Genomic DNA, 7183 nt, shown 5'->3' with positions numbered 1-7183 from the left:
TGGCGGTGACAGTCTGATTCGGGACCAGTGTGACGGTCTGATTCGGGACCCACCCGGGCTTCGGCGTGGCGTCGTGACGGCTTGATCTGGACCCACTTCCGTGGCGTCAGGAGGACCCGCATCCAGCGGTCCTCGCGGCACCGGAAGTGGGTTTCGGGATGAGGGTGCGTGTGGAACTGTTCGCTGCGATCCGTCGGGACGCCCGGGTCGAGGGCATGTCGATCCGAGCGCTCGCACGCAAGCACCAAGTCGGACGCGGCACCGTTCGCCGGGCCCTCACGTCCGCGGAACCACCGCCGCGGAAGACCCCGGTGCGTTCCTCGCCCCGGTTGGATCCGTTCAAGTCGGCCATCGACGACATGCTCCGCGCCGACCTTGAGGCGCCGCGGAAGCAACGGCACACCGCCCGCCGGATCCACGTCCGCCTCATCGAGGAACACGACGCCATTGAGGTGTCGTACTCGACGGTTCGCGACTACGTCCGCATCCGCCGCACGCAGATCGGCCTCGAAGCTGGCCGCCGGGTCGAAGTCATGATCCCCCAGGAGCACGCGCCAGGCGCAGAAGCAGAAGTCGACTTCGGCGAGCTCTACGTCATCCTGGCCGGGGTGAAGACGAAGGTCTTCCTCTTCACATTCAGGTTGAGTTACTCCGGGAAGGCGGTGCACCGGATCTACGCCACCCAAGGCCAAGAGGCGTTCCTCGAGGGCCACATCGCCGCGTTCAACGAGATCGGCGGCATCCCCGCCCGGCACGTCCGGTACGACAACCTCACCGCCGCAGTCACCCGGGTCGTCAACGCGCGCGGTCGTGAGCGGGTAGAGAACGACCGCTGGGTGCTGTTCCGCTCTCACTTCGGGTTCGACGCGTTCTACTGCCAGCCGGGCATCGCCGGGGCACATGAGAAGGGCGGTGTGGAAGGCGACGTCGGCCGGTTCCGCCGCCAGCACCTCGTGCCCATGCCCGTCGTCGACTCGCTCGACGAGCTGAACGAGAAGGTCCGTGCCTTGGACGCCGCCGACGACCGCCGACGGATCTCGTCGCGGATCCGGACCGTCGGCGAGGACTTCGCGACCGAACGCGAGAACCTCGCGCCGCTCCCGGTCGAGGGGTTCGACCCCGGGCTGATGCTGAACCCGATGGTCGACCGCTCCGCGATGATCACCGTCCGCATGGCCCGGTACTCCGTCCCGGCGCGGTTCATCCACCGCCGCGTCCGCGTCTCCTTGCGCGCATCCGAGGTCGTCGTGTTCGACGGCCGACTCCAGATCGCCCGGCACGCCCGCGTCATCACAAGGGGTGGCCAGTCGGTGAACCTCGACCACTACCTCGAGGTGCTCAAGGGTAAGCCGGGCGCATTGCCAGGCTCCACCGCGTTGGCGCAGGCCCGCGAATCGGGGGCGTTCACGCCTGCGCATGAGGCGTTCTGGGCGAACGCCCGCAGGCGGCTCGGGGATGCGGTCGGCACCCGGGAACTGATCGACGTGCTCCTACTGCACCGCGCCATGGCCGCCGACGAAGTCGAAGCCGGGCTGCTCGCCGCAGTGAGCGTCGGTGCAGTCTCAGCTGATGTGGTCGCGGTCGAAGCACGCCTGCACACCACCCTCGCAGCGCCCACCGGGGCCAGTTCAGACCGTCATCCCGTTGCGCAGCCCAGCGATGGCGAACGACGAGATGGCGACGCCAAGCGCAGCCGGAAGGTCGTGTCCCTCACCGAACGCCTGCTGCTCGACCCGGCCGCGGTCATCGCCGGCCTCCCGCCCGACACCCGGCCGCTGCCGTCGATGGAGAAATACCAGCAACTGCTCGGCCGCCGCACCGGCACCGACCACCACCCCGACCCGATGAGTCCCGATGAGAGCGGAGCACCCCGATGAGCACAGTCACCAGCGTGACCACCACCTTGCGCCGCCGCCGCGGCCTGACCGAGGAAGCCGCCGTAGCGGCGGTCGACCAGGCCTGCCGGAGGCTCCGGCTCCCGACCATGCGGGCCCTGCTTGGCGACGCGGTCGCGGCGGCGAACAAGGACCAGTTGACCTACACCGGATTCCTCGCCGAGCTGCTCCTGGCCGAGTGCGACGACCGCGACCGTCGGTCCACCATCCGGCGCGTGAACGGCGCCGGGTTCCCGCGGAGCAAGTTCCTCGCGGACTTCGACTTCGACGCCAACTCGAACATCAACCCCGCCACCATCCACCAGTTGGCGACCGGCGAGTGGGTGCGGAAGGGCCAGCCGCTGTGCCTGATCGGGGATTCCGGCACCGGCAAGTCTCACCTGCTCATCGGCATGGGGACCGCAGCCGCGGAAAAGGGATTCCGGGTAAAGTACACCCTCGCCACGAGGCTGGTGAACGAGCTTGTAGAAGCAGCCGATGAGAAGCAGTTGGCCCGCACGATCGCTCGTTACGGCCGCGTCGACCTGCTCTGCATTGACGAGCTCGGCTACATGGAACTGGACCGCCGCGGCGCCGAACTCCTCTTCCAGGTCCTCACCGAGCGAGAGGAGAAGAACAGCGTGGCAATCGCGTCCAACGAGGGCTTCGCCGGCTGGACCAAGACCTTCACGGACCCGCGCCTGTGCGCGGCCATCGTCGACCGCCTCACCTTCGGCGGCAACATCATCGAAACTGGTACCGACTCCTACCGGCTGGCGTCGACCCGGTCAGGGAACGCGTCGCGGTGACGCAATCAACCGAGCCTGTTTCGTGCGCACGCCGCACCCGGTGGGCTGTCACTGCGTGCTGTCCCGCGTGGTCATCGGGCGCCCCCGAAGGATCCGGCGGCGTCGCTGGAGAACCCCGAGCGCCAGCACTACCAGCGCAGACGCGGCAGCGAGCGCGCCGATGAGTGTCGCCCGTGTCTGGATCCAGCTGGAGACCACCGCGGAGACGTCAGTGAGTCCGCCACCACGGCCCGCGGCGACCGGGGCGTCGCTGGTGGCCGCCGGGTACCAGTACCAGGCCAGATAGGCGCCGGTGAGCAGCAGGACGACAGCGGTGACCCGTGGGCCATGGCGGGCCAATCGCGCGACGTGGCGGGTGAGTCCGCTGCCTGCCGCGGCGGTGGCCAGGGCGAGCAGCAGCAGGACGGTCGCCGAGCCAGCAGCGTAGACACCGAAGACGAGCAGGAGCCCGGCATAGCTGTAGGTGGCCTGCGCCTGCGCGATGACCGCGAGGATCACCCCGAACGTGCACGACAGCGAAGCCAGCGCGTAGCCGACCCCAAACGCAGCCATCCGGGCAGTGGGTGGGAGTCCCGCGGCTGCCCGGCCGGGGATCCGAGGCACCCGCACCGAGACCGAGCGTCCGGCTAGCATCCACAGGCCGAGAACCACCAGCAGGATGCCGACGGCCAGGCCAAGCGACGGCGCGGCGCGAATCAGCCCTCGGGCGCCGGCGCTGACTACCAGGCCAGCTGCCGCGAGGGTGCCGGCGAACCCCACCGCCAACACGAGACCGGCCCGCAGCGCCCGCAGCAGCCGCACCGGGACCGTTGAGGCATCGGTGTCGCCGAGGGTGTGGGTGATCCAGGCCGGGAGTAGCGCGAACCCGCACGGGTTCACGGGCGCGACCATGCCGGCCGCGAAGGCGAGGGTGAGCAGTCCGCCCATGGGTCAGGCTCCGGCCTTTGCCAATTCGGCGGTGATCGTCGCGGCGTCGGGGTCGGTGGCGCGGAAGGTCACCGTGCCGTCGGCGTCGACGACGATCAGGGTGGACAGAGCGGCCACCTCGAATCGCCGGGAGAGTGCCGCGCCATCGTCGATTGCGGCCGGTACGTGTTCGGCGTCGACGGACTCCATGAAGTCGCCGATCAGGGCCTTGGATTCGCCGGGGTCCATGTCGACGGCGAGGAAGCTTGCCACGGTGCCGGCGTTCTCGGCGGTGGTGGCGGCCTCGCCGAGGGACCGGACGCCGTTGACGCATTCGCCGCACCCGACGGAGAAGAAGAACACCGCGGTGGGCTTCCCGTTGGCGGGCAGGCTGATCTGCTGGCCATCGACGCTGGTCACGGTGGCGGGTGAACCGGAACCGGCGGTCGCGGGGTCGGCACTGTTGCCGCAGGCGGTCAGGGTCAGCGATCCGGCGGCGAGTACGGCGGCGATCGAGAGCGCGGCGTGGTGGCGGCGGGTGATTCTCATCGGTTCTGCTCGTCCTTCGGGTCGACGTTTTCGTTGGTGGGCATGGGCGGGCAGCAGCCGTGGCCGGCGGTGCCGCCGCCGCGGCGGGAGATGGCAATCAGCGCGAGGATCGCCAGGGCGATCCCGGCGCCGATGACCCACGGGTTGCGGAGGAACGCGCCGATACCGGCGATCGCGCCACCGGCGATGAGGATGGGGAGCAGGGCGCAACAGGCGACCATGAGCAGCGCGGCGCCGGCTCCGAGGAGCAGGCCGCTGCCTCCCGGGCGATCGTCGTGGTTGGACATCATCGGTGTTCTCATTCCCTTCAGTGGGTATGGGTCAGCAGCAGCTGTGGCTGTCGTCGGCCGCGGCGGGCGCCTGGAGGCGGTTGAGCAGGCCGGTGGCGAGGGCGGCCCCGATCCGGCACGCCTCGGCCACCGGGACCACCTCCGCGCCGGGGTGCTCGGCCAGCCAGCCCGCGGCGTCCTCGGGGGAGGTGAAGTAGTGCACCTGGTTGCAGAAGGAGGAACGGATCGAGGTGATCTGCTCCGGGTTCACCAGCGACACCACCGCGGTGGGCGGATCGACGCTGGTTGCACCTTCTGTGGGGTCGACGTTGACCCGAACCGGCTCGCCGCTGACCGGGGAGGCCGACTCCACCTTTGCCGGGCGGTCCAGCAGGGCGGGGAAGATCAGCGTGTCCAGCGCACACCAGGTGTAGAGCTCCTCACCGGCCACGGTGAACCGGTGCGGGGTGGGGCGCAGGGTGAGGCCCTGGCCGATGATCCGGCCCTGATCGTCGTACTCGGTGTCCGGCACCGCCGCGAGACCGCGCCGTACGTCATCGAGGGTGCGGCTCGCAGCCGCGGCGAGTTGCTCGACGGTGACGGGGTCGCCGTCGACGAGCAGCCGCAGCAGCGGGATCAGCAGGCCGGCGTCAAGGCCGGTCTCCTCGGGTCGGGTGAGTCGTTGGGGCAGTTGGGTGCTGAGGTCCGACATCGCGGATGCCTCCTTCGTTGAGTGGGGTGGGTGCGGGTCAGGCGCAGCAGGAGAGCTTGGAGACGTCGGTGGTGAAGGCCTTCGCGACGATCCGGATGCCCTCGGTCATGGTCAGGTAAGGCGCCCAGGCGTCGGCGACCTCGGCGATGGTCTTGCCGATGATGTGGACGCCCGCGGCGGCCAGTTCGCCGGCGTCCTTGGCGACCGCGGTCAGGCCGAGGATCTCGCCGGTGTCGGCGTTGGCGACCATCTTGATGAAGCCGCGGGTGTCCCGGTTGACCAGCGTTCGCGGCACGTATTCCAGCGGGAGCACCCGGCAGTCGCAGCGGATCCCGGCCGCGAGGACTTGGGCCTCAGTCATCCCGACTGCGCCGATCGCGGGACTGGTGAACGTGACCCGGGGCAGCCGCATGTAGTCCACCGACCGCTCGGCGTCGGTGAAGGCGTTCTCGGCGACCACGGTGCCGTGGTGGGCGGCGACATAGACGAACTCGGGGTGCCCGGTCACGTCACCGGCCGCCCAGATCCGCGGGTTGGAGGACTGCAGCTGGTCGGTGACCACGATCTCGCCGACCTCGCCAGTCTTCACCTCGACCGCGTCGAGGTTGAGCCCGTCGGTCACCGGTCGGCGGCCGAGAGCGACCAGAACCTCGTCGGCGCGGAACTCCTGCGCGCCACCGGAGACGTCCGCGGTCACCACCACCTGGCCGGTGGCGGCGTCGCGGGTCACGCGGGTCGGGACCGCTCGGCGGACCACCCGGATGCCCTCATCGGCGAAGACCTCCTGCAGCGCCTTGGAGACCTCCGACTCCTCCTTCGACGCGAGCCGGGACCGAACCAGCAGGGTCACCGTCGACCCGAGCCGGGCGAACAGCTGCGCCTGCTCCAGGGCCACGTAGCCACCACCGAGCACCAGCAGCGAGTCGGGGACCTCGGTCAACTCCATCGCCGTAGTCGAGGTCAGGTACCCGGCCTCCTCCAACCCTTGGATCGGCGGGGCCCAGGGACGGGACCCGGTGGCCACCAGGTACTGCGCTGCCTCGATGGTCTCGACGCTGCCATCCGCCGCGGCGACCTCGAGCAGGGGCGAATCCGGAGTGCCGGCGAACGCGGCGTTGCCGCGGCGGACCTGCCAACCGTAGGAGTCGGCGACGTCGACGTACTTCTCACCCCGCAGGGCCTCGACGAGATCCTGCTTTCCGCCGATCAGGGCCGGCATGTCCACCGCGCCCGCGACGCTGGCGATGCCCGGGAACCGGGTCGGCGCGTCCGCGGCCACGTGCCGGGCCTCCGCGGCTGCGATCAGTGCCTTCGACGGCACGCAGCCGGTGTTCACACACGTGCCGCCGAACGTGCCACGCTCGACCATCACCACCGACTTGCCCAGAGAGGTCGCACGAATGGCCGCCGCGAACGCACCGCCGCCGGATCCGATGATCGCGAGGTCGTACCTGGTCTGCATCCCGATTCCTCCCAGAACTGTTGGGAAACGCTCCTGATGCAGCGATACTGGACCTTCCAGTAAAGGGGAAGGTCAAGCGAGACCTGCGACACGATGGAGGCCGGGATGCGGATCGGAGAACTCGCCGAGGCGGCAGGCACGACCACCAAGACTCTGCGGTTCTACGAAGAGCAAGGGCTGCTGCCCCCGGCCGAACGCACACCGGCCGGCTACCGCGACTACACCCCCGACGCGGTCAGCCGGATCGACTTCGTCCACCGCGGCCAAGCGGCCGGGCTCACCCTCGCCCAGATCAAGCAGATCCTCGACATCCGCGACCACGGCCAAGCTCCCTGCGGCCACGTACGTGACCTGCTGGACGCGCGCCTTGCCGACATCGACGCGCAGATCGCCGACCTCACAACACTTCGCGACAACGTGGCTGCGCTCCGCGACGATGCAGCCCTCCCAGAGCCCGAAACCTGTAGCCCCGATCAGGTCTGCAGATACCTATAGCCCTCGCCACTCGGCAGTGACCACCGAGACCAAGGGCGTGATTAGCCGGTGCCAGGTGGGTCCCAGTAAGGCCGTCATCGTGGTCCCAGATCGGGTTGACACAGCCA

At 69.5% G+C, this 7183-nt stretch carries 8 protein-coding genes; 3 read left to right on the top strand and 5 right to left on the bottom strand.

Annotated features, from left to right (window positions below):
• The first annotated feature begins 158 nt into the window (after positions 1–158).
• Together istA and istB are read left to right on the top strand one after the other, a co-directional pair.
• On the top strand, positions 159–1877 hold the full coding sequence (istA, locus tag AC3WTE_RS32140) for an IS21 family transposase (RefSeq protein WP_008720624.1): 1719 nt from the start codon (positions 159–161) through the stop codon (positions 1875–1877).
• Complete coding sequence (gene istB, locus AC3WTE_RS32135; protein WP_006246577.1) at positions 1874–2683, top strand: IS21-like element helper ATPase IstB; 810 nt, start codon at positions 1874–1876, stop codon at positions 2681–2683. Before istA ends, istB begins: the two co-directional genes overlap by 4 nt.
• A 48-nt stretch (positions 2684–2731) precedes the next feature.
• On the opposite strand, the gene AC3WTE_RS32130 is transcribed toward istB, so the two are convergent.
• The 5 genes from AC3WTE_RS32130 to merA are packed head-to-tail and all read right to left on the bottom strand — an operon-like array spanning position 2732 to position 6581.
• The gene (locus AC3WTE_RS32130) at positions 2732–3610 is read right to left on the bottom strand and encodes a cytochrome c biogenesis CcdA family protein (protein ID WP_048472691.1); all 879 of its coding nucleotides are present in this window, start codon (positions 3608–3610) and stop codon (positions 2732–2734) included.
• A gap of 3 nt (positions 3611–3613) precedes the next feature.
• Entirely contained in the window at positions 3614–4138 is a 525-nt protein-coding gene (locus AC3WTE_RS32125; RefSeq protein ID WP_006246580.1) for a TlpA family protein disulfide reductase, read from the bottom strand.
• On the bottom strand, positions 4135–4428 hold the full coding sequence (gene merT / locus AC3WTE_RS32120) for a mercuric ion transporter MerT (RefSeq protein WP_006246581.1): 294 nt from the start codon (positions 4426–4428) through the stop codon (positions 4135–4137). Before merT ends, AC3WTE_RS32125 begins: the two co-directional genes overlap by 4 nt.
• 31 nt (positions 4429–4459) lie before the next feature.
• Positions 4460–5119, bottom strand: coding sequence for an organomercurial lyase MerB (merB, locus tag AC3WTE_RS32115; RefSeq protein ID WP_006246582.1), 660 nt, complete (start codon positions 5117–5119; stop codon positions 4460–4462).
• 37 nt (positions 5120–5156) lie between these two features.
• On the bottom strand, positions 5157–6581 hold the full coding sequence (gene merA, locus AC3WTE_RS32110; RefSeq protein ID WP_006246583.1) for a mercury(II) reductase: 1425 nt from the start codon (positions 6579–6581) through the stop codon (positions 5157–5159).
• A gap of 105 nt (positions 6582–6686) precedes the next feature.
• On the opposite strand from merA, the gene AC3WTE_RS32105 reads away from it, so the two are divergent.
• On the top strand, positions 6687–7076 hold the full coding sequence (locus AC3WTE_RS32105; RefSeq protein WP_006246584.1) for a heavy metal-responsive transcriptional regulator: 390 nt from the start codon (positions 6687–6689) through the stop codon (positions 7074–7076).
• Positions 7077–7183: the final 107 nt, after the last annotated feature.

This window comes from Mycobacterium sp. FW102-FHT13B02, assembly GCF_058790275.1.
This window is presented reverse-complemented; position numbering and strand designations above follow the sequence as displayed.